Annotated in this window: 23 protein-coding genes and 2 pseudogenes; 14 read left to right on the top strand and 11 right to left on the bottom strand. The window is 72.4% G+C overall.

The window, feature by feature from the left end:
• Positions 1 to 3 precede the first annotated feature (3 nt).
• The 4 genes and pseudogenes from AC3IX6_RS32825 (at position 4) to AC3IX6_RS32840 (ending at position 3,023) form a co-directional block, all read left to right on the top strand.
• Positions 4 to 776, top strand: a pseudogene (locus tag AC3IX6_RS32825) (transposase).
• Between the two features lie 577 nt (positions 777 to 1,353).
• Entirely contained in the window at positions 1,354 to 1,578 is a 225-nt protein-coding gene (locus AC3IX6_RS32830) for a hypothetical protein (RefSeq protein WP_489366921.1), read from the top strand.
• A 134-nt stretch (positions 1,579 to 1,712) separates the two neighbouring features.
• On the top strand, positions 1,713 to 2,021 hold the full coding sequence (locus tag AC3IX6_RS32835) for a hypothetical protein (RefSeq protein WP_489366922.1): 309 nt from the start codon (positions 1,713 to 1,715) through the stop codon (positions 2,019 to 2,021).
• 64 nt (positions 2,022 to 2,085) lie between these two features.
• Positions 2,086 to 3,023, top strand: a pseudogene (locus tag AC3IX6_RS32840) (IS5 family transposase).
• A 638-nt stretch (positions 3,024 to 3,661) separates the two neighbouring features.
• Here the strand turns inward: AC3IX6_RS32840 and purB are convergent.
• The 4 genes from purB to AC3IX6_RS32860 form a co-directional block, all read right to left on the bottom strand.
• The gene (purB, locus tag AC3IX6_RS32845; RefSeq protein WP_489366923.1) at positions 3,662 to 5,095 is read right to left on the bottom strand and encodes an adenylosuccinate lyase; all 1,434 of its coding nucleotides are present in this window, start codon (positions 5,093 to 5,095) and stop codon (positions 3,662 to 3,664) included.
• 143 nt (positions 5,096 to 5,238) lie between these two features.
• Positions 5,239 to 6,030, bottom strand: a complete 792-nt coding sequence (locus tag AC3IX6_RS32850) for an SGNH/GDSL hydrolase family protein (RefSeq protein WP_489366924.1) — start codon at positions 6,028 to 6,030, stop codon at positions 5,239 to 5,241.
• Between the two features lie 71 nt (positions 6,031 to 6,101).
• On the bottom strand, positions 6,102 to 7,121 hold the full coding sequence (locus AC3IX6_RS32855; protein ID WP_489366925.1) for a hemolysin family protein: 1,020 nt from the start codon (positions 7,119 to 7,121) through the stop codon (positions 6,102 to 6,104).
• Positions 7,118 to 8,458, bottom strand: coding sequence for a hemolysin family protein (locus AC3IX6_RS32860; protein WP_489366926.1), 1,341 nt, complete (start codon positions 8,456 to 8,458; stop codon positions 7,118 to 7,120). The genes AC3IX6_RS32855 and AC3IX6_RS32860 overlap by 4 nt, the downstream gene beginning before the upstream one ends.
• Before the next feature lie 320 nt (positions 8,459 to 8,778).
• Here AC3IX6_RS32860 and AC3IX6_RS32865 point away from each other — a divergent pair, with 320 nt between their 5' ends.
• Together AC3IX6_RS32865 and AC3IX6_RS32870 are read left to right on the top strand one after the other, a co-directional pair.
• On the top strand, positions 8,779 to 9,210 hold the full coding sequence (locus AC3IX6_RS32865; RefSeq protein WP_489366927.1) for a GNAT family N-acetyltransferase: 432 nt from the start codon (positions 8,779 to 8,781) through the stop codon (positions 9,208 to 9,210).
• Positions 9,207 to 9,857 (top strand): hypothetical protein, encoded by a 651-nt coding sequence (locus AC3IX6_RS32870; RefSeq protein ID WP_489366928.1) that lies wholly within the window; start codon positions 9,207 to 9,209, stop codon positions 9,855 to 9,857. Before AC3IX6_RS32865 ends, AC3IX6_RS32870 begins: the two co-directional genes overlap by 4 nt.
• A 58-nt stretch (positions 9,858 to 9,915) precedes the next feature.
• Here the strand turns inward: AC3IX6_RS32870 and AC3IX6_RS32875 are convergent, their stop codons facing one another.
• The 4 genes from AC3IX6_RS32875 to bioB all read right to left on the bottom strand — a co-directional run bounded on the left by AC3IX6_RS32875 (position 9,916) and on the right by bioB (position 14,324).
• A complete protein-coding gene (locus AC3IX6_RS32875; protein WP_489366929.1) occupies positions 9,916 to 10,782 on the bottom strand; it encodes a DMT family transporter in 867 nt (288 codons plus the stop codon).
• A gap of 258 nt (positions 10,783 to 11,040) precedes the next feature.
• Entirely contained in the window at positions 11,041 to 11,742 is a 702-nt protein-coding gene (gene bioD / locus AC3IX6_RS32880) for a dethiobiotin synthase (RefSeq protein ID WP_489366930.1), read from the bottom strand.
• A gap of 1 nt (position 11,743) precedes the next feature.
• Entirely contained in the window at positions 11,744 to 13,066 is a 1,323-nt protein-coding gene (locus AC3IX6_RS32885) for an adenosylmethionine--8-amino-7-oxononanoate transaminase (RefSeq protein WP_489366931.1), read from the bottom strand.
• The gene (gene bioB / locus AC3IX6_RS32890) at positions 13,059 to 14,324 is read right to left on the bottom strand and encodes a biotin synthase BioB (RefSeq protein WP_489366932.1); all 1,266 of its coding nucleotides are present in this window, start codon (positions 14,322 to 14,324) and stop codon (positions 13,059 to 13,061) included. Before bioB ends, AC3IX6_RS32885 begins: the two co-directional genes overlap by 8 nt.
• Before the next feature lie 157 nt (positions 14,325 to 14,481).
• Here bioB and AC3IX6_RS32895 point away from each other — a divergent pair, with 157 nt between their 5' ends.
• On the top strand, positions 14,482 to 15,657 hold the full coding sequence (locus tag AC3IX6_RS32895) for an 8-amino-7-oxononanoate synthase (RefSeq protein WP_489366933.1): 1,176 nt from the start codon (positions 14,482 to 14,484) through the stop codon (positions 15,655 to 15,657).
• A gap of 36 nt (positions 15,658 to 15,693) precedes the next feature.
• Here the strand turns inward: AC3IX6_RS32895 and AC3IX6_RS32900 are convergent, their stop codons facing one another.
• Positions 15,694 to 15,915, bottom strand: a complete 222-nt coding sequence (locus tag AC3IX6_RS32900; RefSeq protein ID WP_489366934.1) for a DUF397 domain-containing protein — start codon at positions 15,913 to 15,915, stop codon at positions 15,694 to 15,696.
• A 12-nt stretch (positions 15,916 to 15,927) separates the two neighbouring features.
• Positions 15,928 to 16,815 carry a helix-turn-helix domain-containing protein gene (locus AC3IX6_RS32905; protein WP_489366935.1) on the bottom strand — a complete coding sequence of 296 codons (888 nt, stop codon included), beginning with the start codon at positions 16,813 to 16,815 and terminating at the stop codon, positions 15,928 to 15,930.
• A 197-nt stretch (positions 16,816 to 17,012) separates the two neighbouring features.
• Here AC3IX6_RS32905 and AC3IX6_RS32910 point away from each other — a divergent pair, with 197 nt between their 5' ends.
• Entirely contained in the window at positions 17,013 to 17,465 is a 453-nt protein-coding gene (locus tag AC3IX6_RS32910) for an ATP-binding protein (RefSeq protein WP_489366936.1), read from the top strand.
• A gap of 50 nt (positions 17,466 to 17,515) precedes the next feature.
• On the opposite strand, the gene AC3IX6_RS32915 is transcribed toward AC3IX6_RS32910, so the two are convergent.
• A complete protein-coding gene (locus AC3IX6_RS32915) occupies positions 17,516 to 17,905 on the bottom strand; it encodes a VOC family protein (protein ID WP_489366937.1) in 390 nt (129 codons plus the stop codon).
• A 304-nt stretch (positions 17,906 to 18,209) separates the two neighbouring features.
• Here AC3IX6_RS32915 and AC3IX6_RS32920 point away from each other — a divergent pair, with 304 nt between their 5' ends.
• The 6 genes from AC3IX6_RS32920 (at position 18,210) to AC3IX6_RS32945 (ending at position 22,884) form a co-directional block, all read left to right on the top strand.
• Positions 18,210 to 18,530: an urease subunit gamma gene (locus AC3IX6_RS32920; RefSeq protein ID WP_489366938.1), complete on the top strand. Its 321-nt coding sequence runs from the start codon at positions 18,210 to 18,212 to the stop codon at positions 18,528 to 18,530.
• Positions 18,527 to 18,838 carry an urease subunit beta gene (locus tag AC3IX6_RS32925; protein ID WP_250740174.1) on the top strand — a complete coding sequence of 104 codons (312 nt, stop codon included), beginning with the start codon at positions 18,527 to 18,529 and terminating at the stop codon, positions 18,836 to 18,838. Before AC3IX6_RS32920 ends, AC3IX6_RS32925 begins: the two co-directional genes overlap by 4 nt.
• Positions 18,831 to 20,552 carry an urease subunit alpha gene (locus AC3IX6_RS32930; RefSeq protein WP_489366939.1) on the top strand — a complete coding sequence of 574 codons (1,722 nt, stop codon included), beginning with the start codon at positions 18,831 to 18,833 and terminating at the stop codon, positions 20,550 to 20,552. Before AC3IX6_RS32925 ends, AC3IX6_RS32930 begins: the two co-directional genes overlap by 8 nt.
• A gap of 16 nt (positions 20,553 to 20,568) precedes the next feature.
• The gene (locus AC3IX6_RS32935; protein ID WP_489366940.1) at positions 20,569 to 21,243 is read left to right on the top strand and encodes an urease accessory protein UreF; all 675 of its coding nucleotides are present in this window, start codon (positions 20,569 to 20,571) and stop codon (positions 21,241 to 21,243) included.
• Positions 21,244 to 21,352: 109 nt separating this feature from the next.
• Positions 21,353 to 22,057, top strand: coding sequence for an urease accessory protein UreG (ureG, locus tag AC3IX6_RS32940; RefSeq protein ID WP_489366941.1), 705 nt, complete (start codon positions 21,353 to 21,355; stop codon positions 22,055 to 22,057).
• 32 nt (positions 22,058 to 22,089) lie between these two features.
• Positions 22,090 to 22,884 (top strand): urease accessory protein UreD, encoded by a 795-nt coding sequence (locus AC3IX6_RS32945; protein WP_489371631.1) that lies wholly within the window; start codon positions 22,090 to 22,092, stop codon positions 22,882 to 22,884.
• The last annotated feature ends 82 nt before the right edge of the window (positions 22,885 to 22,966 follow it).

Below are 22,966 nucleotides of genomic sequence, written 5' to 3' on the forward strand. Positions count from 1 at the left end.
CGCGTGGCTGGTGTGATCACGGCGTCGGAGCCGTCCTGGATAGCCCTGTTCACCGGGCTGAGCCCGCGGCAGTTCGGGAAGCTGATGACCGTGCTGCGGTGCGAGGGCGCTGACGCGGTCCGCAAGGGCCGGCCGTGGAGCCTTCCGCTGGAGGACCGGGCCCTGCTGGTCGCGGCGTACTGGCGCACAAACCTCACGATGCGGCAGATCGCACCGCTGTTCTGTGTCTCGAAGTCCGCTGCCGACCCGACCGCATCATCGACCACCTCGGACCGATGCTCGCACTCCAGCCCCGCAAACGGTTCGCCAAGGAGACCGTCCTCATCGTGGACGGCACCCTCGTGCCCACCCGCGACCACACCATCGCCGCGCAATCGAAGAACTACCGCTACTCCATCAACCACCAGGTCGTCATCGCCGCCGGCATTCGCCTGGTCGTCGTGGTCGGCTGGCCGCTGCCCGGGAATCGCAACGACTGCAAGGCCTGGGACGAGTCCGGCGCCAGGGCCGCCGTCGGCAAGACCCTCACGATCGCCGACGGCGACTACCCAGGCACCGGACTCGTCATGCCACACCGCCGGCGCAGGGGCGAAGACCTGCCCGAGTGGAAGGAGGCGCACAACGAGTTCCACACGCAGGTCCGAGCCCGAGTCGAGCACGTCTTCGCCCGCATGAAGACCTGGAAGATCCTCCGCGACTGCCGCCTCAAAGGCGACGGAGTCCACCACGCCATGCTCGGCATCGCCCGCCTGCACAACCTCGCCCTCGCCGGATAGGCAACCGGACCCGACCATCACCACCCGGCCCCGGCGATTCAGAGATCATTTACGGGACAAGCCTTAGACAAGCCCGCCTTGGGTGGGCCTACCGGGCATTGGGGCACCTCCTGGCATCCCCGATTCCGGGGGTACTTCATGGGGAGATTGCTTGTCACTGCCACCAAAGTGAGGCGTGAGCATGTTGGGAAATCCTGAAGGTGTAGACCCGTCGGTAGTCGCCGAAATCGGCGCCGCCGTGGACGGCGTCGACGGGATGTTTTCCGTCGATGCTGGGGAGATCACCCCGCCGGAACCTGCAACCGACGCTGTAGCGGGCGAAGTCTAGGAACCCGCTGCTGACCTGCCTCCGGTGCGGCGCGCCGGCTCCGTACCGGGGCACGCGTGTCGCAGGGTGCGCGGGATCGATCCGTGTCCGTAGCCGTGTTCAGCTCAGGGACCAACCGGGCGCCTCCTACTGTCTGTGTGCGCGCCTACTCCGCACTCCTTCCGCTCAGTACAGGCCTGGTTGGAGCCGGTACGGGGCGGTGTCTGCGTGCCGGCCGTGACCCGGTCGTTTGAAGATCGTTGGCAGCGCATGAACAACACCAAGCGCGTACTTGCCGCTCTTGCCCTCGCGGGCGCAGCCCTGTCGGCTGCCACGTCAGCGCATGCAGCCGATCCGGTCCCTGGTACGGAGCGGAGCCGACTCGCTTCGCATGACGCCATGCTTGTTGAGGCCATCCGCACCGACACGGTCGGCGGGTTTGGTCTGGACGCCTTGTCGGGTGACCACGACTTCTTCCCGAACGGTGGCAGGTAGCCCCAACGGCTGGAACGTCGGACCAGCGGCTCCGAAATCCTGGGCAGGCGGCTAGGCAGATTGTCTGCGTCACGGGCAGGTTGCTACGGGCTGGGATCTTCGTGACAGATCACGGTGCCCGTCGTTTAGCGTGCATGCTCAACATCATCAAGCGCACCGCCGCTACCGTCGCCCTGGCGAGCGCGCTCGTGCCCCTCCTGCTGTCCTCCGCGGCTCGTGCTGACGAATATCCGGAATACCCGGACGAAATGCCTGCCTGCGCGGTGCGTTGCGCGGATGTCAATGACGTCGTCTGCGGAGGGCCCGTGGACGGCAACGGACGGTTGATTACCTTCAAGAATCCGTGCCAGCTGGCCAGCTGGAATTGCAATCACCCAAGCCGCCCGTTCCGAATCGTCTACCGAGGACCCTGCTACCCGGGAGATGCCCCCATCGGGGAGTAACGGCCTAGGTTCTGTTTCCTGGATCTCCTGACGTGATCATGCTGTGGGGTTCAGGCTGGTCGGCATGGTGGGGCGGGGAGATCTGACGACTGCGGAGTGGGAGCGGCTGGAGCCGTTCCTGCCTCGTGGCGGGGCGCGTGGTGGCCGGTGGAGCGAGCACCGGAAGGTCATCAACGGGGTGTTGTTCCGGGTGCGGACCGGTGTGCCGTGGCGGGATCTGCCGGAGCGGTTCGGGCCGTGGGAGACGGTCTACAAACGGCATCGCCGCTGGTCGGCCGATGGAACGTGGCAGTTGCTGCTGACGCGGGTGCAGGCCGCGGAGAACTCCGCGGGCAGGATCGACTGGGACGTGTCGGTGGACTCCACCACGGCACGTGCCCACCAGCATGCGGCTGGCGCGAGGAAGGTGGCCCCGCCGCCGATTGCTCCCCAAAAGGGGGCCAACAGCGGGGCAAACCAGGGCGATCCGGTGCTGCGGAGGCTGTCTGCCCGCCTGGCGGAGGTGGTGCGGCAGGCGAGTGCTTAGGGCGCTCGCGGGGCGGCTTCACCACGAAGATCCACCTGTCCGCTGACGGCCGGTGTCGCCCGCTGTCGCTGATCCTCACGGCCGGGCAGTGCGGGGACAGCCCGCAGTTCGAGGCGGTGCTGGAGAAGATCTTGGTGCCCTGCACTGGGCCGGGGCGGCCCCGAACCCGGCCCGACAGCGTCAGCGCCGACAAGGCGTACAGCTCCCGGAGCAACCGCCGCTATCTGCGGAAACTCAAGATCCGGCACACCATTCCCGAGCCCAAGGACCAGCGGGCCAACCGCCGCAGGCGCGGCTCGGCCGGCGGACGCCCGACCGGGTTCGACAAGGACCGGTACAAGAAACGCAATGTCGTCGAGCGGGCGATCAACCGCCTCAAGAACTTCCGGGCAGTCGCCACCCGCTACGACAAACGCGCCTACGTCTACCTCGGAACCGTCACCATCGCAGCCCTGACGATCTGGCTCCGCACCTGATCCAGGAAACAGAACCTAGGCGTGTTGAGGGCCTTCTGGCTCGGTGTGGATGGCGACGTGGACGACGGCTGGCCGCCGCGACGGGCCGCGGAACGTTTCCAGGTCAGCGAACAAGGGCCGCCGGGGCGGTGCTGGACCCGGTCCTGGCGCCCGCAGGCCAACGGCAAAGGCATCATCCGCACGTCGCTGCGGCTTGCGTACGGCCACTGGGTTGGCGCTGACGGTGATCCGCGCCTCGTAGCGTCCGGCGGCCCGGGGGGGGCGACGGGGGAGGGGCGGCGGAAGTGCGTCCGTTTCTCAGGCCGCGGAACTGCCCTGAGCCTGGCGAGAGGTATGCCCGGCTGGAATGCCGTCGTCTCGGGTGAGACCTGCCGCACGCGCTTCAGCGTGAGCTGCCTCGGACTTCTCGCCGGCCTGACCGTTGATCTTCATCAGGTGCGGGGATCTGCGTGGGCGTTGCCGACATCGGCGGTTGCCTTCCCCCGTGTGTCCGAGCCTGGCGGTCGGTCGGTAGGTGCTGTTGCTCGGCGGGGAGAGGGAGAGGGGGTGCGGGTTGATGCCGCAGAAGGGGGATACGAAGACCGCCCGCGGTCGTGTCCGGGGGACGCGGGCGCGGGCGGTGTTCGGTTCTTCGGGGGTTAGAGGATCGACCCGGGGGTGTAGCCCGCGGCCTCGGGGTGCTCCTTGGTGATCTCCTCGATGCGCGAGACCACCGCGGCGACCTGGTCGCCCGCCGCGCCGGTGAAGGACAGCTTGTCGGCCATCAGGGCGTCCAGCTGGGCCCGGTCCAGCGGCATGCGCTCGTCGGCGGCCAGCTTGTCCAGCAGCTCGTTGCGCTCGGCACCCTGCTCGCGCATGGCGAGCGCGGAGGCCACCGCGTGCTCCTTGATGACCTCGTGGGCGGACTCGCGGCCCACCCCGGCCCGCACGGCGCCCATCAGGACCTTGGTGGTGGCGAGGAAGGGGAGGTAGCGGTCCAGCTCGCGGGCCACGACGGCGGGGAAGGCGCCGAACTCGTCGAGGACCGTCAGGAAGGTCTCCATCAGGCCGTCGAGAGCGAAGAACGCGTCGGGCAGCGCGACCCGGCGGACCACGGAGCAGGAGACGTCGCCCTCGTTCCACTGGTCGCCGGCCAGCTCGCCGGTCATCGACGCGTAGCCGCGCAGGATGACCATCAGGCCGTTCACGCGCTCGCAGGAGCGGGTGTTCATCTTGTGCGGCATCGCGGAGGAGCCGACCTGGCCGGGCTTGAAGCCTTCGGTCACCAGCTCGTGGCCGGCCATCAGGCGGATCGTCTTGGCGATGGAGGAGGGCGCCGCGGCCAGCTGCACCAGGGCGGTGACCACGTCGTAGTCGAGCGAGCGCGGGTAGACCTGGCCGACCGAGGTGAAGGCCTGGCCGAAGCCGAGGTGGGCCGCGATCCGCTGCTCCAGGTCGGCCAGCTTCGCGGCGTCGCCGCCCAGCAGGTCGAGCATGTCCTGCGAGGTGCCGACCGGGCCCTTGATGCCGCGCAGCGGGTAGCGGGTCAGCAGGTCGTCCAGGCGGCCGTACGCGACCAGCAGCTCGTCGGCCGCGGTGGCGAAGCGCTTGCCCAGGGTGGTCGCCTGAGCGGCGACGTTGTGGGAGCGGCCGGCCATGACCAGCTCGGCGTGCTCGCCGGCCAGCTTGCCGAGGCGGGCGAGGACGGCGACCGTGCGGTCCCGGATCAGTTCCAGCGAGAGCCGGATCTGGAGCTGCTCGACGTTCTCGGTGAGGTCGCGCGAGGTCATGCCCTTGTGGACGTGCTCGTGGCCGGCGAGGGCGTTGAACTCCTCGATGCGGGCCTTCACGTCGTGCCGGGTGATCTTCTCGCGCTCGGCGATGGAGCCGAGGTCGACGGTCTCCAGGACGCGCTCGTAGTCGGCGAGGGCCTCGTCGGGGACCTCGATGCCGAGATCCTTCTGGGCGCGGAGCACGGCGAGCCACAGCCGCCGCTCCAGCGTCACCTTGTACTCGGGGGACCACAGGACGGCGAGCTCCGCGGAGGCGTAGCGGCCGGCCAGGACATTGGGGATGCGGGGCTTGGCAGTCACGTAAAGGGATTCTACTTGGGCCTCGGCTGTGCGTTTACGCAGGTAGGGGACCCGGCCGGGATTGTGCCTTGCTACGAGAACGGGCGGGGGCGGGCCGGGGGGCGAGCCGGGGGTGGGCACGGGTCCCCCGCGGCCGCCCCGGGCTATACGAGCCGGTCGCCCGCCTGAGCCTCGTAGGGCAGCAGTTCCGGGCGCTTGGCGGGCCGGCCGTCCCCGCTGGAGCGGCCCGTCAGGCGGCGGCCGACCCAGGGGAGCAGGTGCTGCCGGGCGAAGCTGAGGTCCTGGGAGCGGCGCGCGGCCCAGCCGGGGGGCACGGCGGGCGGCAGTTCGGCGTTCCAGTCGGCCTCGGGCGGCAGGCCCAGGGTCTGCCAGACCGCCTCCGCGATCCTGCGGTGGCCTTCGGCCGTCAGGTGAAGCCGGTCCACGTCCCACATCCGCGGGTCGCCCAGCGCGGAGGACCCGTACAGGTCGACCACGAGGGCGCCGTGCCGTGCGGCGAGCTCCTCGATGATGACGAAGAGCTCCTCCATGCGGGGGCGGAAACGTTCCATCACGGGGCCGTTGCGGCCCGGCGAGCGCATCAGGACCAGCGTCCCGCAGGAGGGCGCCAGCAGGCCGACGGCCTCTTCCAGGTGCCCGCGCACCCGGCCCATGTCCACCTTGGGGCGCAGGGTGTCGTTGAGCCCGCCGACCAGGGTCACCACGTCGGCGCCCATCTCGGCGGCCGCGGGCGCCTGCTCCCCGGCGATCTGCCCGATCAGCTTGCCGCGGACCGCGAGGTTCGCGTAGCGGAAGCCCGGCTCGCGGGCGGCGAGGCGGTCGGCGAGCAGATCGGCCCAGCCCCGGTAGGAGCCGTCGGGCAGCAGGTCCGACATGCCCTCGGTGAAGGAGTCGCCGACCGCGACGAAACTGGTGTAACGCGCATTCATCTCCATGGCGGGAGCGATGCTACCGCGCGGTACCCCCGCCCCGCAGGCGGGGCGGGGGTACCGCAGACAAGACACCCCTACGTCGAAGCCGGTCGGCCGAACAGCTCCCGCAGCACGTCCTCCATCGTGACCAGGCCCGTCATGACCCCGTCCGGACCGAGTACCGCCGCCAGGTGCGTACGGCTGCGCCGCATCGCGGTCAGCACGTCGTCCAGCGGAGTCTCCGCCCGGACCTGCGCGATCGGCCGCAGCGCGGTGACCGGGAAGGGCTCGTCCCGCTGCGTCGCGTCCAGGGTGTCCTTGACGTGCAGGTATCCCAGGATCCGGCCCTGTGCGTCGATCATCGGGAAGCGGGAGTACCCCGACTCGGCCGACAGCCGCTCCAGTCCGGCCGGTGTGATGCCCTCGCGGGCCGGAACCACCCGGTCCGCGGGCAGCACCACATCGGTCACCGGCCGCCGCCCCAGTTCCAGGGCGTCGTGCAGCCGCTCGCTCGCACGGCCGTCGATGAGTCCCGCGTCGCTGGAGTCCTTGACGATCCGGGCCAGCTCGTCGTCCGAGAAGGTCGCCGCGACCTCGTCCTTGACCTCCACCCGCAGCAGGCGCAGCAGCGTGTTGGCGAAGGCGTTGATCGCGAAGATCACCGGCTTCAGCCCCCGGGTGAGGGCCACCAGCGGAGGACCCAGCAGCAGGGCGGTCCGCACCGGCTCGGCCAGTGCGACGTTCTTCGGCAGCATCTCGCCGAAGAGCATGTGCAGGTACGTGGCCAGGGCCAGCGCCACCACGAAGGAGATCGCGTGGGTCAGCCCGGACGGCACCCCGAAGAAGTCGAACGCAGGGGTCAGCAGGTGGGCGATGGCCGGCTCGGCCACCACGCCCAGCACCAGGGTGCACAGCGTGATGCCCAGCTGGGCCGCCGCCATGAGCGCCGACACGTGCTCCAGGCCCCACAACACGGCGCGCGCCCTGCGGTCGCCCTGCTCGGCGTGCGTCTCGATCTGGCTGCGGCGCACGGAGATCATGGCGAATTCCGCGCCGACGAAGAAGGCGTTGACGACCAGGGTCGCCAGGCCGATCAGCAACTGGACGGCGGTCATCGGGCCTCCTCCACACCTTCACCGGGGGTCGGTTCGACCGGCACGTGCAACAGCACCCGCGCGGCCCGCCGCCCACTCGCGTCCACCACGTCCAGGCGCCAGCCGTTGAGCTCCAGGCTGTCGCCGACCAGCGGGATCCGGCCGAGCTCGGTCGCTATCAGGCCGGCCAGCGTCTCGTACGGGCCGTCCGGCACGCGCAGCCCGATCCGCTCGAGCTGGTCGGTGCGCGCGGAGCCGTCCGCGGAGAACAGGGCGCGCCCGGAGCCGTCCTCCCCGGCCGGGGCCAGGTCGGGGGTCTCGTGCGGGTCGTGTTCGTCGCGCACCTCGCCGACGACCTCCTCGACGATGTCCTCCAGCGTGGCCACACCGGCCGTGCCGCCGTACTCGTCGATGACCACGGCCATCGTCTGCTTCCCGGACAGCCGGTCCAGCAGCCGGTCCACGGTCAGCGACTCGGGTACGAGGAGGGGTTCGCGCAGCAGCTGCGACACCGGGGTGCGGTGCCGTTCCTCCGCCGGCAGGGCCAGTACGTCCTTGATGTGGACGGTGCCGACGACGCTGTCGAGGTTGCCCCGGTAGACGGGGAACCGGGACAGGCCGGTGGCGAGCGTCGCGTTCGCCACGTCCTCGGCGGTGGTCTGCAAGTCCAGGGCGGTGACCTGGACCCGCGGGGTCATGACGTTCTCCGCGGTCAGGTCGGCGAGGTTCAAGGTCCGCATGAACAGCTCGGCGGTGTCCTTCTCCAGGGCGCCGGCCCGTGCGGAGTGCCGGGCCAGGGCCGCCAGCTCCTGCGGGGTGCGCGCCGAGGCGAGTTCCTCGGCGGGCTCCATGCCGAACCGGCGGACCATGTGGTTCGCCGTGGTGTTCAGATGGCTGATGAGGGGCCGGAAGGCACGGCTGAAGACCCGCTGGAAGGTGGCGACCCGCTTGGCGACGGCCAGCGGGGAGGAGATCGCCCAGTTCTTGGGCACGAGCTCGCCCACGACCATCAGGACGATCGTCGACAGCACGGTGCCGAGGATCAGGGCGGTGGAGGACGCCGCTCCGGCGGACAGCCCCATGGCCTCGAAGGGGCCCTTGAGGAGGGCGGCGATCGAGGGCTTGGAGATCATGCCGATGACCAGGCCGGTCACGGTGATGCCGAGCTGGGCGCCGGAGAGCTGGAACGTCAGGCTGCGGACCGCGGCCAGGGCGCTGTCGGCGCCGCGCTCGCCGCGCTCGACGGCCCGTTCCAGTTCGCTGCGCTCGATGGTGGTCAGCGAGAACTCGGCCGCGACGAAGACTCCGCAGGCAAGGCAGAGCAGCAGCGCCACGACGAGCAGGAGCACTTCGGTCATCGGTCCTTCACCTCCGTCCCATGATCAGCCAGGAGGAGGGGTGTCGCGCGCTGTCGCGGACGGGAAGGGAGGGGACTGGGAGGCTCGCCCATGGACGGACGCTCACACCTTTCGTTCGGGGGAGGAGTGGAACAACTGCCTACAGGGTAAAGGAAGAGCAAAGTAGGCGGATCATTCCTTCGGTGGGGGGCCGTAGGTGAAGGATCTTCGCATCCCGCCCGCACCGGCGTCCGGGAGACGGGATCGGGTGCGCCCGCGCAACGTCTCGGCAGGCGGAAGTCGGTGGCGGGCCACGGGGCGGGCGTGCTTGGCTCCGGGGCATGACCGATCTGCGCATACGGGCCGCATCGCCGGCCGACGCCGAGACCGTGCTCGCCTTCTGGAAGGAAGCGGCGGAGGGCACGTCGATCACGGACGACGCGGACGGCGTGACCCGGCTCGTCACCCGGGATCCCGAGGCGCTGATCCTCGCGGAATGCGACGGGGTCCTCGTCGGGTCCGTGATCGCCGGCTGGGACGGCTGGCGGGCGTCCCTGTACCGGCTCGCCGTACTGCCGTCCCGTCGTCGCCAGGGGATCGCCACGGCGCTCCTGGAGGCGGCCGAACGGCGCTTCGTCGCCGTCGGGGGCCGCCGCGGTGACGCGATGGTCCTCGAAGAGAACGATCGCGCGCAGCGGGCATGGGCCGCGGCCGGCTACCACCGCGAGGATCACTGGCGGCGCTGGGTCAAGCCGCTGGTGGAGACGGCGTGAGGCCCCGCAGCCGCACCCGTACCGGCACGCGTACCCGCACCAGGGTCGGGGCCCTGCTCCTCGCCGCCGGAGCGGTCGCGCTGACCGGCTGCGGCACCCGGACCGCGGGGGCCGGGGACGCCGCGGAGCCCCCGGCGCCCTCCGTGACCCCCTCCGTGGACTACGCGGCCCAGGCCGCCGCGGCGGTCGCGCGCCACGACGCGCTGTTCCCCGCGACCGCGGCCCGGTGCGCGGACGAGGCGACGGGCGTCGCGAGCCCCGGGGCCACGGCGGGAGAGCTGCCCGCGGATCCCGAGGCACGCAAGTACGCGGAGAACCACGCCTACGAGCAGCAGACACGGCTCACCCCTCAGGCCCGCTGCCGGGGCGACGCGCACGCCGCACGGATCAGGTCGGCGCTGGCCGGCGGATCCGGCGGGAAGGGCGCGCCGCACACGGTGGACGAGGTCCGCGCGGTCCTGACCGGGCTGGGGTACGGGTTCGACGCCGGGGGCGTGTACGGATCCGGGGCGGTGAACGTCTCCTTCGTCCTGTCGGTCCCCGAGAGCGGCCCGTGCGTGACGGGCCGGCTGGGCCCGCCGCTGACCGTGGAGGCCCACGGGATGTACGTCGAGGGCGGCTGCCTGGAGCCCCGCGGAGGCCACTGATCCCTCCGGTGACCGCTCGGAGGCAGGAGCCGACGGCTCCGCGGCCGGAGCCGTCGGCTCACGTCGCGTCGGCATCGGCCCCCGAGCCGTCCCTGGCCAGGGCGAGTACGCCGGCACAGATCAGGGACAGGCCCAGCAGCTGCGGAAGCAGCCACCAGTGGGTCCGCAGGTGTTCCTCGTACAGCAGCACGCCCAGCGCGACGCTGACGCCCGCGTCCCCGAGCGTCAGCGCGGGCTGCGAGGCGACCAGCGGGCCGCCCTGCATGGCGTGTTCGAGGAGCAGCAGGGCGCAGATGCCCGTCGCGGCGAAGGCGTAGGTCTCCCAGGTGTGCAGGAAGGCGCCGATGCCGCCCCCGTCGAGCACGTGCATGGCCGACTTCATCAGCGCGGCGGTCAGCGCGTAGCAGACGGCGGTGGCCGCGCCGAGGCATCCGGCCCGCATCCGGCCGGGCCGCCGCCGCAGGCCGACCGCGGCGAGCACCGCCACCGCCACCGCGCACGCGGCCAGGGCCAGGATCCACCGGTCGGCGGGAACGTCCGTACGGTTCCCCGCCGGCGAGGCGGCCACCAGGACGATCCCGAGCCCGGCCACCACTGCGCCCACGGCGAGCCACAACGGCCCCGGCATCCGGGTCCGCGTCACCAGCGAGGCGATCAGGAGCGCGAGCGGCAGCTCCAGGACGAACAGGGGCTGTACGAGGGCCAGCGCGCCGGTGGCGAGCGCCACGGCCTGCCCGACACCGGCCGCGATCACGGCCAGGATGCCGCCGATCCAGAGCGGCCGGCGCAGCAGGTCGAGCACCAAACCGAAGCGGAACCCGTCGCTCTGCGGCACGGTGAGCGCCGCCCGCCGCTGGAGCACGGTCGCGAGCGCGTTGCTGAGCGCCGCGAACAGCGCGAAGAGGACCGGCACGAGGAAGCCCACGCACCGATACTCATCCGCCCCGTGGCGACTCCCCACCACGACACCGCCGGGAGACCGCGCGGTACGGCCCGTTCCCCCGTCCGGCCCCACGGGCCGCGGCGGCGCGACGCCGTAGGGGCCGCGGCCGCCCGGTCCGCCTCCGGAAGCGCCGCGCCCTCCAGGGCGCCGGAGCCGCACTGTCGGCCCGCGGAGGCGGGCTCCCGCCCGCGGCAGCCGGGAGCCCGCCTGAGGGCGCCGGGTCAGCCTGAGGGCGCCGGGTCAGCCGGAGGGCGCCGACCAGGTGCCGTGGAGGGGGGCGGCGAGCCAGGCGGGCGCCGAGCTGCGGAAGGCTTCCGGGGGCAGGGTGCCCGCGCCGGCCGGGACCATGCCCAGGAGGGGGAGCGCGGAGACCGAGGGCAGGTCGGCCAGGTTGCAGCGGGATGCCAGGTCCGGTTCGGCCGGCCAGCTGCCGATCACCACGCCCGGGGAGGCCAGGCCGCGGGCCCGGAGGGCTTCCGCCGTGAGGGCGGTGGAGTTGAGCGTGCCGAGGCCCGCCGGTGCCACGATCAGCACCGGGGCGCCGAGCAGCCGGGCCGCGTCGGCCAGGGTGTGGCCGGACTCGTCGAAGCGGACCAGGAGGCCGCCCGCGCCCTCGACCAGGACCAGGTCGTGGGAGAGGGCGAGCTCGCGTGCCGCCCCGGCGATCCGCTCCGGGGAGAGCGTCGGGAGACCCGAGCGCCGGGCCGCCGTGTCGGGGGCCAGCGGCTCGGGGTAGCGGGCCAGCTCCACCGCGGTGACGGCGGAGCCGGCCAGCCGGCCGACCTCCGCCGCGTCTCCGGGCTCGTCCGGGCCGACGCCCGTCTGGGCCGGCTTCAGTACGGCCACCGAGAGGCCCGCCGCGAGCGCGGCCGCCGCGACGGCGGAGGTGACGACCGTCTTGCCGATCTCGGTTCCCGTCCCCGAGACCATCAGTACCGTCATGTCAGGCCTCCTTCGCGGCCGCGATGACGCCGCGGCAGATGCGGGCCACGTCGTCGTCGCCCGTCACGAACGGCGGCATCGTGTAGATCAGGTCCCGGAACGGGCGCAGCCAGACGCCCTCCCGGACCGCCGCCGCCGTGGCGCGGGCCATGTCGACCGGGTGGTCGAGCTGGATGACGCCGATCGCGCCGAGGACCCGTACCTCCCGGACGCCGGGCAGGTCCGCGGCCGGGGCCAGGCCCTCCAGCAGGCCCGCCTCGATGCGCTTGACCTCGCCCTGCCAGTCCTGTCCCAGCAGCAGGTCGATGGAGGCCAGTGCCACCGAGGTGGCCAGCGGGTTGCCCATGAAGGTCGGCCCGTGGGCCAGGACCGGGACCTCGCCCTGCGAGATGCCGTCCGCGACCCGCTCCGTGCACAGCGTGGCCGCGAGGGTGAGGTAACCGCCGGTCAGCGCCTTGCCCAGGCACATCACGTCCGGGGTGATCCCGGCGTGGTCGGCCGCGAACAGCGCGCCCGTGCGGCCGAAGCCCGTGGCGATCTCGTCCAGGATCAGCAGCACGCCGAACTCGTCGCACAGCTCCCGCAGCACCCGCAGGTAGTCCGGGTTGTGGAAGCGCATGCCGCCCGCGCCCTGGACCACCGGCTCCACGATCACGGCCGCCAGTTCGTCCCGGTGCGCGGAGAACAGGGAGCGCAGGTGGGCGACGTAGGACTCGTCCACCGGAGCGGAGAAGCCGCTCGGCGGGGCGTCGGCGAAGAGCTGGCGCGGGAGGATGCCCGACCACAGCTCGTGCATGCCGCCCTCGGGGTCGCAGACGGCCATCGGCTGCCAGGTGTCCCCGTGGTAGCCGCCCCGCCAGGTGAGGAGGCGGCTCTTCTCGGGGCGCCCCACCGAACGCCAGTACTGCAGGCACATCTTCACCGCGACCTCGACCGAGACCGAGCCCGAGTCGGCGAGGAAGACGTGCTCCAGGCCGGGCGGGGTGAGCTCGACGAGCTTCGCGGCCAGCCGGACGGCGGGCTCGTGGGTGAGCCCGCCGAACATCACGTGCGACATCCGGCCGAGCTGGCCGGTGACCGCCTCGTTCAGCGCCGGGTGGTTGTACCCGTGGATCGCCGACCACCAGGAGGACATGCCGTCGACCAGCTCGTCGTGCCCCTGCGACGGCTCGGCCAGCCGCAGGCGCACCCCCGAGGCGGAGGCGACGACGAGCGGCTCCTGCCGCCCGGGCATGGGGCCGTACGGGTGCCAGACGTGCTGCCGGTCCAGCGCGAGCAGTTCGGCGGCCGGCAGCGCGTCGGGCGAGTGGAGCTGATCAGGCATTGGGGGCGAGATCCGTTCCCGCACCGCGGCGGCGCACCGCCACCAGACCGGGCCGCACCTCGCCCGCTTCGGCCTGCGCCGGTACGGGGCCCGCCGCCGTGGCCGCCACGGGGGCCTCGTGCCCGGCGTGTCCCGAGCAGCCGCCGCACGCCGAGCCGCAGCCGGCCTCGTCCGCCGTGGCGGAGGAGCCGCAGACGGAGGCGCCGGAGCCCTTCGAACCGCATCCCCCGGTGGTGGCCGCCGCCGCGACGTCGGAGCGGTGCGCGGGCAGGGTCGTCGTACCGGCGCCCTCCACCTCGAAACCGGCGTCCGCGATCATGTCGAGGTCGGCCTGTCCGGCCTGGCCCTCACTGGTCAGGTAGTCGCCCAGGAAGATCGAGTTCGCCACGTGCAGCGCCAGCGGCTGCAGGGTGCGCAGGTGCACCTCGCGGCCGCCCGCGATGCGGACCTCGACGTCGGGGCAGACGAAGCGGACCATCGCGAGGATGCGCAGGGCGCGCTGCGGGGTGAGGTTCCACTCCTTGGCGAGCGGGGTGCCCTCGAAGGGGATCAGGAAGTTGACCGGGACCGAGTCGCTGTCGAGCTCGCGCAGCGCGTAGACCACGTCGACGAGGTCCTCGTCGCTCTCGCCCATGCCCGCGATCAGGCCCGAGCAGGCCGACAGGCCGGCGGCGTGCGCCTTCTGCACCGTGTCGACCCGGTCCGCGTAGGTGTGGGTCTTGGTGATCTGGCCGTACGTGGCCTCGGAGGTGTTGAGGTTGTGGTTGTAGGCATCCGCACCCGCGTCCTTCAGGCGCTCGGCCTGGCCGTCCGAGAGCAGGCCGAGGCAGGCGCACACCTCGACGCCCTCGTTCTGCTCCTTGATGGCCGCGATCGTCTTGCCGACACGGTCCACGTCGCGGTCCGTCGGACCGCGCCCGCTCGCCACCAGGCACACCCGCTTGGCCCCGCCGGCGACGCCGGCGGCCGCGGCCTGGGAGGCCTCGTCGGGCTTCAGCCACGTGTACTTGAGGATCTCGGCCTTCGATCCCAGCCGCTGGGAACAGTACGAGCAGTCCTCGGGGCAGAGCCCCGACTTCAGGTTGACCAGGTAGTTCAGCTTGACCCGGCGTCCGAACCACTGTCGGCGCACCTTGCCGGCCGCGGCCACCACGTCGAGCAGTTCGTCGTCAGAGGTCGCCAGCACGGCGAGTGCCTCTTCGCGGGTCGGCAGCTCACGCCGCAGCCCCTTGTCCACGAGGGTGTTCAGCAGGTCCATGATGCCGATCCTGTCCCACCCGGGCACTCCCGGCCAAGGAGAGATCGAACAACATGGCCGGAAGAGAGTGTGTGTATCGCCACACCTGACGCAGGGGTCACGGGCGGTTAGGGTCGGGCAGGTCTGTGGACTGCCGACAAAAACTCGAGGACCGTCGATGCCGCACCAGCACACCCCCGCCCCCGTGGACGTCTTCTCCTGGATCGACGACGCGGAGCGGGTCAGGGAGCAGGCCGGACTGGTCCGGACGCTGCGTCCGCGTCCGGCGCACTCCCCGCTCCTCGATCTCGCGAGCAACGACTACCTCGGGCTGTCCCGGCACCCGGAGACCGTACGGGGGGCGCGCGAGGCCGCCGAGCGCTGGGGTGCGGGGGCCACCGGATCGCGCCTCGTCACCGGCACCACCGAACTGCACGCCGAGCTGGAGAGGGAGCTCGCCGCCTTCTGCGGTTTCGAGTCGGCGCTGGTGCTCTCCTCCGGATACGCGGCCAATCTGGCCGCCGTCACCGCGCTCAGCGACCGGGGCACCCTGGTGGCCTCGGACGCGGGCAACCACGCCTCCATCGTGGACGGCTGCCGGCTGTCGCGCGCCGATACTGCCGTCGTCCCGCACTCCGACCCGGACGCCGCCCGCAAGACGCTCGCCGCCCACCGGGGGCGGGCGCTGCTGGTCACCGACTCGGTGTTCTCGGTCGACGGGGACGCCGCCCCGCTCGCGGCGCACGCCGAGGCCTGCCGGGCGGAGGGTGCGGCCCTGCTGGTGGACGACGCGCACGGCCTCGGTGTCCTGGGAGAGGGCGGCCGCGGGGCGCTGCACGCCGCCGGGCTCGCGGGGGCTCCCGGGGTGGTCGCGACGCTGACCCTCTCGAAGTCCCTGGGCAGCCAGGGCGGTGCGGTGCTCGGCCCGGCCAAGGTGATCCGGCACCTGGTCAACACGGCGCGGACCTTCATCTTCGACACCGGGCTGGCCCCGGCCGCGACGGGCGCCGCACTGGCCGCCCTGCGCCTGCTCCAGCGGGAACCGGAGCGCGCGGACCGCGCCCGCGCGGTGGCCGCCGAACTGTACGGGCGACTCACCGCGTCCGGCCTGACCGCGGCCCGGCCGGACGCGGCCGTGGTGTCGGTACGGGCCCCGTCGGCTTCGGCGGCACTGCGCTGGGCCGCCGACTGCCGCGAGGCAGGTCTGTCCGTGGGGTGCTTCCGGCCGCCGTCGGTGCCGGACGGCATCTCCCGGCTGCGACTGACCGCGCGGGCGGATCTCACGGGGGACGAGATCAGCCGTGCGGTGGAGACGATCCTGGGGACCGCTCCGGCCGGAGCCACGGACCGCTGAACGGAGCCGTTACGGGCGCTCCTGCGTGCTGCGTTCCTACGTCCCGAGATCCGCACGAACGGAGACGAGGAAGCCGTGCCAGGCCGGCCCGGTGAAGAGGACGGCCGGGCCGTCCGTCCGCTTGGAGTCGCGGACGGCGAGCAGGCCGCCACCGAGGACGGCCGTTTCCACACAGTTGTTCATTCCGGTGCTGCGGCTGCTTCGCCGCCACCGCGCGCTGTTCAGAAGTCCGCCTGTGGATAAGGGGGTTGCGGACACGGAGGTGCCTCCTTACGCGTCGTCAGCGAGGGCGCTGATGAGATCCGACGAATCGCGGGGCGGGAGGGCGTGCGCCTGGATGGTGCGGAACGCGGCGCTGTACGCCTCAAGGTCTTCCTTCCGCTCCAGATAGAGGCTACTCGTCAAATGGTCGAGTACCACCACATCCAGATCGGCGATGTTCGGAAATGAGAAGATGACGAACGGTCCGGTCAGGCCGAGATGTCCCCCCACGCTGAACGGCAGGACCTGAAGCCGCACTTGGGGCAAACGTGCCACCTCCACCAGGTGCCTCAGCTGTTCCTCCATCACCCCCGCCCCGCCGATCGCGCGCCGCAGCACCGCCTCGTCCAGGACGGCGCTCAGCTCCAGCGGCGGATCCGCCCGCAGCACGGACTGACGCGTCAGCCGTACGTCGACCAGCGCCTCCACCTTCGGCTCCGGCAGCCCGCCCAGTGCGGCCCGGGTCACGGCCCGCGCGTACTCCGGGGTCTGCAGCAGTCCGGGCACCACCGACAGTTCGACGGTGCGGGCCGACCGGGCCCCCGCCTCCAGGCTGATGAAGTCCCGGTACTCCTGCGGCAGCAGTCCCCGGTAGTCGTGCCACCACTGGCGCCCGCGCCCGGTGTCCTCGTCCGGCGCGGGGCCCGCCGCCGAGACCGAGAGGGCTTCCAGCAGGGCGCGCTGCTGTGCGCTCACGACGTCTTCTCCGTAGACGTCGAGCAGCAGCCGGATGTCCTCCACCTTGACGCCGCTGCGCCCCGTCTCGATGCGGCTGATCTTCGACTGGTGCCATCCCGCGAGCCGGGCCGCCTCACCGCTGGTGAGTCCGGACCGGTCGCGAAGGGCACGCAGTTCCTCGCCGAGCTTGCGCCGGCGCACCGCGGGACCGTGCTGCACATCCGCCTCCTTCCACCGGCACAGGTCGCACCAGTCTGCCGTCCAAATACGCTCTTCCGTAGCAGAGTTCACCGCATTGAGCGACAGATATATGCATATCTTGAGGGATCGGCGGAAACGACGGGACGATGGGTGGCACTCTGGCGTCCAGCACAGATCCGGGGCGGCTTCGCCCCGGTGGGAAAGGGACCGTCGCCATGGCAGATCACCAGGAAGCATCCGTCACTCTGCCGAGCGATCCCGCCTCGGTCGCGGCCGCCCGCCGCTACGTCGCGGAGGTGCTGGGAGAGTGGGGACTGTCCGAGGGCACCGAAGCCGCCGACAGCATCCGGCTCATCGTCTCGGAACTGGCCACCAACTCCGTGCAGCACACCTTCGGCCAGTCGCCGACCTTCACCGTGGACATCCGCCTGGAGCGCGAGGAATGGCTCCGCATCGGGGTCACCGACAGCCACCCGCGCTGGCCCAAGCGGCTCCCGGCCGCCGTCCAGCAGGACAACGGCCGGGGGATGGTCATCATCCGCTGGCTCGCGGCGGAGGCGGGCGGCCGGCTCTCGGTCAGCCCGACCGAGGACGGGGGCAAGACCGTGTGGATCGCCCTGCCCTGGACGGCCGCCGGCGCTCCGGCGAGGACGCGTACGGGCTGCTGAGGCCGGTCGGGACCCGGCGTGAGGGCGGTTCGGGCCCCGCGCGAGGCCGGTCAGGCCTCGGCGCGCTCCGACACGCTGCGCTCGATGCACAGTTCGTTGCCCTCGGGGTCGGTCAGGGTGACCCAGCCCATGCCGCCCTCCCGGCGGTGGTCGCCCTGCAGCTTCGCGCCGAGCGCTATGAGCCGCTCGACGTTCTCGTCGCGGGTCCCCGTGGTGGGCTGGATGTCCAAGTGGACCCGGTTCTTGGCGGACTTGCCCTCCGGCACCCGGACGAAGAGCACCCCGGGCACGCCCGGCTGGCCCGGGTCCAGCAGGATCTCGTCGTCGTCCGGCTGGTCGTCGGGGTGGATGGGGAAACCGGTCACGGCGGACCAGAACTGCGCCAGCCGGTACGGCTCCTGCGCGTCGAAGGTGATGTGGCGGACGGGGTTGACGAACATGCTGCTCCTCGTGGGGGGCTCCGTATACGGAACCGGGCCGTGCGACGCCCGGAGTTGAACCGGGTACCTGCTCGAAACGTGGGTTAACTCAGCGGAAAAGCGCGGCCCCTAGCGTAACGGCCACGTTCCTTCCGCCAATGGTCACCCATGGGCCGGCAAAGCGGCGGTGGGCGGGACGGAAAGTCTTTCCTTGTGTTGGGCAAGACACGCTTGGCTCGGATATGTGCAGGTCAACAAAGTGTTGACGGCCCATAAGGTCGGCTCGGCGCGATGTTGATCATGTCCCGGAAGCTTGGTGATTGCTGTGCAGCTGACCCCCCACGAGCAGGAGAGACTGCTCATCCACGTGGCCGCCGACGTGGCCGAGAGACGCAGGGCGCGGGGCGTGCTCCTCAACCATCCCGAGGCGATAGCCCTGATCACCGCACACATCCTCGAAGGAGCCCGCGACGGGCGGACGGTGGCCGAGCTGATGGCCTCCGGGCGGACCGTGCTCTCCCGCGAGGAGGTCATGGAGGGGATACCCGAGATGATCCACGACGTCCAGGTCGAGGCGACCTTCCCGGACGGCACCAAGCTCGTCACCGTCCACGACCCCATCGTCGACAAGCGGGTATCCATATGATTCCCGGCGAAATCGCCTACGGGGACGGCCCGGTGCGCCTCAACGAAGGCCGGCCCGTCACCCGACTCACCGTGCTCAACGCCGCCGATCGGCCCGTCCAGGTCGGCTCGCACTACCACTTCGCCGAGGCCAACCCCGGCCTCGACTTCGACCGCACGGCCGCCCGCGGACTGCGCCTGGACATCGCCGCGGGCACCGCCGTCCGCTTCGAGCCGGGCATCCCGGTCGCCGTGGCCCTCGTACCGCTGGCCGGGCTGCGCACCGTACCCGGACTGCGCGGGGAGACCGGAGGGCCGCTCGATGGCTGAGATATCGCGCCAGGTCTACGCCGACCTCTTCGGGCCCACCACGGGCGACCGCATCCGTCTCGCCGACACCGACCTCTTCGTCGAGATCGAGCAGGACCTCGGCGGCGGCCCCGGCCGGGCCGGCGACGAGGCCGTCTTCGGTGGCGGCAAGGTCATCCGCGAATCCATGGGCCAGGCCCGCACCACCCGCGCCGAAGGAGCCGCCGACACCGTCATCACCGGCGTGGTGATCCTCGACCACTGGGGCATCGTCAAGGCCGACGTGGGCATCCGCGACGGCCGGATCTGCGGCATCGGCAAGGCGGGCAACCCCGACACGATGGACGGTGTCGACCGTGCGCTGGTGATCGGCCCCGAGACCGAGATCATCGCCGGCAACGGGAAGATCCTCACCGCCGGCGCCGTCGACGCCCACGTGCATTTCATCTCCCCGACCGTGATCGAGGAGGCCCTCGCCTCCGGCATCACCACCCTCGTCGGCGGCGGCACCGGCCCCGCGGAGGGCACCAAGGCCACCACCGTCACCCCCGGACCCTGGCACCTGGCCCGGATGTTCGCCGCGCTGGAGGCGCACCCCGTCAACATCGGCCTGCTCGGCAAGGGCAACACCATGTCCCGCGAGGGCATGTACTCCCAGCTGCGCGGCGGAGCACTCGGCTTCAAGCTCCACGAGGACTGGGGATCCACCCCCGCCGTCATCGACGCCTGCCTCACCGTCTGCGAGGAGACCGGCGCCCAGGCCGCCATCCACACCGACACCCTCAACGAGGCCGGGTTCGTCGCCGACACCCTCGCCGCCATCGGCGGTCGGACCATCCACTCGTACCACACCGAAGGCGCCGGCGGCGGGCACGCCCCCGACATCATCACCGTGGTCTCCGAGCCGAACATCCTGCCCAGCTCCACGAATCCGACCCGGCCGCACACCGTCAACACCGTCGAGGAACACCTCGACATGCTGATGGTCTGCCACCACCTCAACCCCGCCGTCCCCGAGGACCTGGCCTTCGCCGAGTCCCGGATCCGGCCCTCCACCATCGCCGCCGAGGACGTCCTGCACGACCTCGGGGCCATCTCGATCATCTCCTCCGACGCCCAGGCCATGGGCCGCGTCGGCGAGGTGATCCTGCGCACCTGGCAGACCGCCCACGTGATGAAGAAGCGGCGCGGCTCCCTGCCCGGCGACGGGCCCGCCGACAACCACCGGGCCCGGCGCTACGTCGCCAAGTACACGATCAACCCCGCCGTCGCCCAGGGCCTGGCCCGCGAGATCGGCTCCGTCGAGACCGGCAAACTCGCCGACCTGGTGCTGTGGAAGCCCGCCTTCTTCGGGGTCAAGCCCGAACTGGTCATCAAGGGGGGCCAGATCGCCTACGCGCAGATGGGCGATGCCAACGCCTCCATCCCCACCCCGCAGCCGGTCCTGCCGCGCCCGATGTTCGGAGCGTACGGGCGGGCCCCCGGCCACAACTCGGTGAACTTCACCGCCCAGGCGGCCCTCGACGACGGGCTGCCCGAACGGCTCGGACTCGGCAAGGAGTTCGTCGCCATCGAGAGCACCCGCAAGGTCACCAAGGCGGACATGCGCAACAACGACGCCATGCCGAGGGTGGAAGTCGACGCCGACACCTTCACCGTCACCATCGACGGCGAAGTGGTGGAACCGGCCCCGGCGGCGGAACTCCCCATGGCCCAACGCTATTTCCTCTTCTGAGAGCAGGGGCCTTCCCATGAGCCTCGCCACTCTGCTCGTCCTCGCGGACGGCCGCTTCCCCGCCGGAGGGCACGCCCACTCCGGCGGGGCCGAGGCCGCCTGCAAGGCGGGCCGGATCCACGACGCCGCCAGCCTGGCGGAGTTCTGCCGGGGCCGGCTGCACACCGCCGGGCTCGTCGCGGCCGGCCTCGCCGCGGCGGCCGCCCTCGGGATCGACCCGGCCGCCCTCGACGAAGCCGCCGACGCGCGGACCCCGTCGCCCGCGCTGCGCGCCGCCGGGCGGCGGCTCGGACGCCAGCTGATGCGGGCCGCCCGCGCCACCTGGCCCGGCGCGGAACTGGACGCGCTGGCCGCCGCGTTCCCGCGCGGGGCGCACCAGCCCGTGGTGCTCGGCGTCACGGCCCGGTCGGCGGGGCTCGGGCCGCTCGACGCCGCGCACGTGGCGGCGTACGAGAGCGTGAGCGGGCCGGCCACCGCCACCGTACGGCTGCTCGGCCTGGACCCCTTCGAAGCGAGCCGGGTCCTGGCCGGGCTCGCCCCCGCACTGGACTCCGTGTCCCGGCAGGCGGAGCGGGCCGCCCTGCGGGCCCGCGCGGAGGGTCCGCACACCCTGCCCGCGGCCTCCTCGCCGCTGCTGGACATCGCGGCGCAGGCCCATGCCGACTGGCCGGTACGCCTGTTCGCCTCCTGACCCGGCGCCCGGCCGCTCCGTACGCCCCACCCCGTACGCCCCACCCCGTTCGCCCCACCCCGTTCGCCCCGCCCCGCATCCCCCCTGCTTCCGCCCAAGGAGTCCTGCCATGCACCTCGACCACTCCCTCGGCGGTGTGACCTTCCCGCACCGCCACACCCACAGCGCCGAGCCGCTGCGGGCCGACGGGACCCGCCGGGCCCTGCGCATCGGCCTCGGCGGGCCCGTCGGCTCCGGCAAGACCGCCACCGTCGCCGCCCTCTGCCGGGCCCTGCGCGCGGAACTGTCCATGGCCGTGGTCACCAACGACATCTACACCCGTGAGGACGCGGAGTTCCTGCTCCGCGAAGCCGTCCTGCCGCCCGAGCGGATCAGCGCCGTGGAGACCGGCGCGTGCCCGCACACCGCCATCCGCGACGACATCTCCGCCAACCTGGAAGCCGTGGAGGAGCTGGAGGAGGCCTTCCACGGGCTCGGACGGCTCGACCTGATCCTCGTCGAATCCGGCGGGGACAACCTCACCGCGACTTTCTCCCGGGGCCTGGTCGACGCCCAGATCTTCGTCATCGACGTGGCCGGCGGCGACGACATCCCGCGCAAGGGCGGCCCCGGCGTCACCACCGCCGACCTGCTCGTCGTCAACAAGACCGACCTCGCCCCCCACGTCGGCTCCGACCTGGGCCGGATGGCCCGCGATGCCGCCGAGCAGCGCGGCGAACTGCCCGTCGCCTTCCAGTCCTTGCGCGGCGAGGAGGGCGTGGCCCCGGTGGCCGCCTGGGTGCGCGAGCGGATCGCCGCCTGGACCGCCCGGTGAGCCCTACGGTGATCCCCGCGGCCCTCCCCGCAGTGACGGGCGCGCCCCCCGCCCGCCCCCCGGCCCCCGCTCCGGCCGGCCTGCGCGCCACCGCCCGCATCGGCGCCGCCGCCGACGGGCGGGGCTCCACCGCCCTGCCGCTGCTGGCCGGGGAGGGGCCGCTCGCCCTGCGCCGCACCCGGGGCGGGCCCGGCGAGGCGGGCGTCATGCTGGTCGGCGCCATGAGCGCCCCCCTGGGCGGAGACCACCTCAGGATCGAGGCCACCGCCGGACCGGGCGCCCGGCTGGTGCTCCGCTCCGCGGCGGCCACCCTGGCGCTGCCCGGCCGCCGCGGGGAACCCGCGCGGTACGACGTACGGCTCCGGCTCGACGACGGGGCGGCGGTGCGCTGGCTGCCGGAGCCCCTCGTCTCGGTGCGCGGCAGCGACCTGCGGGTCCACGCCCGCGCCGAACTGGCCCCCACCGCCCGGCTCCTGCTGCGCGAGGAGCAGGTGCTCGGCCGCACCGGGGAGGCTCCGGGCCTGCTGCGCGCCCGGCTCACCGTGACCCGGGACGGGAAGCCGCTGCTCGACCAGGAGCTGGCCTGCGGCCCCGGCGCGCCCGGCGGCTGGGACGGTCCGGCGGGACTCGCGGGCCACCGGGCGCTGGGCCAGCTGCTGGTGGTGGACCCGGAGTTCGCGCAGGCCCCGCCGCGGGCCGGGATGCTGGGGGAGTTCGCGGCGGTCACCCCGCTGGCGGGACCCGCCGTCCTGGTCACGGCCCTGGCCCCGGACGCCCTGCGGCTCCGCGAACTGCTCGACTCCGCCTGCGCCGCCTACGGTTGGTGAACCCGGCCGCCGCCGCGACGCGACCGCCGGCCGGCGACCTGCGAACCCGGGACGAACCCGACACCGCTCAGCGGTACACGCA

Source organism: Streptomyces sp. GL_141 (assembly GCF_057834385.1).

What these genes read in the sequence shown, in the direction of transcription:
- bioB (WP_489366932.1), bottom strand. Translation starts at nt 14,324, where the DNA reads ATGGACCTGCTGAACACCCTCGTGGACAAGGGGCTGCGGCGTGAGCTG.
- AC3IX6_RS32850 (WP_489366924.1), bottom strand. Translation starts at nt 6,030, where the DNA reads ATGGAGATGAATGCGCGTTACACCAGTTTCGTCGCGGTCGGCGACTCC.
- bioD (WP_489366930.1), bottom strand. Translation starts at nt 11,742, where the DNA reads ATGACGGTACTGATGGTCTCGGGGACGGGAACCGAGATCGGCAAGACG.
- AC3IX6_RS32865 (WP_489366927.1), top strand. Translation starts at nt 8,779, where the DNA reads ATGACCGATCTGCGCATACGGGCCGCATCGCCGGCCGACGCCGAGACC.
- AC3IX6_RS32885 (WP_489366931.1), bottom strand. Translation starts at nt 13,066, where the DNA reads ATGCCTGATCAGCTCCACTCGCCCGACGCGCTGCCGGCCGCCGAACTG.
- AC3IX6_RS32860 (WP_489366926.1), bottom strand. Translation starts at nt 8,458, where the DNA reads ATGACCGAAGTGCTCCTGCTCGTCGTGGCGCTGCTGCTCTGCCTTGCC.
- AC3IX6_RS32930 (WP_489366939.1), top strand. Translation starts at nt 18,831, where the DNA reads ATGGCTGAGATATCGCGCCAGGTCTACGCCGACCTCTTCGGGCCCACC.
- AC3IX6_RS32925 (WP_250740174.1), top strand. Translation starts at nt 18,527, where the DNA reads ATGATTCCCGGCGAAATCGCCTACGGGGACGGCCCGGTGCGCCTCAAC.
- AC3IX6_RS32855 (WP_489366925.1), bottom strand. Translation starts at nt 7,121, where the DNA reads ATGACCGCCGTCCAGTTGCTGATCGGCCTGGCGACCCTGGTCGTCAAC.
- AC3IX6_RS32835 (WP_489366922.1), top strand. Translation starts at nt 1,713, where the DNA reads ATGCTCAACATCATCAAGCGCACCGCCGCTACCGTCGCCCTGGCGAGC.
- AC3IX6_RS32915 (WP_489366937.1), bottom strand. Translation starts at nt 17,905, where the DNA reads ATGTTCGTCAACCCCGTCCGCCACATCACCTTCGACGCGCAGGAGCCG.
- AC3IX6_RS32910 (WP_489366936.1), top strand. Translation starts at nt 17,013, where the DNA reads ATGGCAGATCACCAGGAAGCATCCGTCACTCTGCCGAGCGATCCCGCC.
- AC3IX6_RS32830 (WP_489366921.1), top strand. Translation starts at nt 1,354, where the DNA reads ATGAACAACACCAAGCGCGTACTTGCCGCTCTTGCCCTCGCGGGCGCA.
- AC3IX6_RS32935 (WP_489366940.1), top strand. Translation starts at nt 20,569, where the DNA reads ATGAGCCTCGCCACTCTGCTCGTCCTCGCGGACGGCCGCTTCCCCGCC.
- AC3IX6_RS32895 (WP_489366933.1), top strand. Translation starts at nt 14,482, where the DNA reads ATGCCGCACCAGCACACCCCCGCCCCCGTGGACGTCTTCTCCTGGATC.
- ureG (WP_489366941.1), top strand. Translation starts at nt 21,353, where the DNA reads ATGCACCTCGACCACTCCCTCGGCGGTGTGACCTTCCCGCACCGCCAC.